Source organism: Alcanivorax sp. HI0044 (assembly GCF_001634945.1).
Genome location: NZ_LWEZ01000704.1, coordinates 1 through 803, shown reverse-complemented (window position 1 = coordinate 803; position 803 = coordinate 1). Strand labels below are relative to the sequence as shown.

At 54.3% G+C, this 803-nt stretch carries 3 protein-coding genes; all 3 read right to left on the bottom strand.

All coding sequences use genetic code 11. The features are described 5' to 3' along the window. Positions 1-187: DUF1318 domain-containing protein (locus A3730_RS08530; protein ID WP_156501084.1), on the bottom strand; the 187-nt coding region annotated here is incomplete at its 3' end. Positions 188-199: 12 nt separating this feature from the next. Further along, on the bottom strand, positions 200-394 hold the full coding sequence (locus A3730_RS08525) for a YnbE family lipoprotein (RefSeq protein ID WP_063520373.1): 195 nt from the start codon (positions 392-394) through the stop codon (positions 200-202). Next, the coding region (locus tag A3730_RS08520; RefSeq protein ID WP_197477376.1) for a YdbH domain-containing protein at positions 391-803 on the bottom strand (413 nt) is incomplete at its 5' end. The genes A3730_RS08520 and A3730_RS08525, both read right to left, overlap by 4 nt.

The following is an 803-nucleotide window of genomic DNA, read 5'->3' as shown; positions in this document are numbered from 1 at the left end:
CGCGACGCTTCTGATTAATCTCTGCTGCAAGCTCAACGGCGGCAGGTGTTGCCTTCACAACGCCCAGGTAGCCATCAGTCTGCTCACCGACCAGCCCCTGGCTTTTCGCCGCATCCAGATCCAGCGCAAACGCCGCCATGCTCAGCAGCAGGGTCAGGGTGGCAATCATGGTCTTTACAATTTTCATTGTCCCTACTCCTTAAAACAGGTCGCTTTCTTCACTGAATAATTGATCGATATCCTTTTCCACTTTCAAACGGATTTCATGATTGATCTTCACGTTCAGATTAATGGTGATGGGTTCTTCCGGTGCTTTCAGGGCCACCGTGGGCGTGCAAGCCGCCAACAGCCACCCGGCCAGCAACACCGTGCCCAGCCCGAGTTGTTTCATCATCGATTCTCCGTACGCAGTTGTTCAGTGATTTCATCGCCAATGCGCAAGCTGCGCATCAACGCCAACACGTTTTCCCGGTGTGTGTAGTTAAACACTACCGGCAGATTTTTTCTTTGCGGGTTTATCCCTTTAATGGTGATCGCCGCATCCAGCCAACCCACTTTATCCATGGCCATGCGCGCCTGGAAATCACTGATCAACAGGGTGCTGAGGCTGTCGAGCGCCAACTTCACTGCCTGATTGGAATCGGGCATTGCCTGCACGCTGGACGACGCAGGAATAATCAAGGATAGCGGCTCTTCGTTGGCCAGCCGCCCTTCTTCAATCGCCAGGAAATCCGCGCCCAGCTGTAGCGGCACATAACCGCCGATTCGACCGGACAGCGAGACCGGAGGAGGATTCTGTAGCG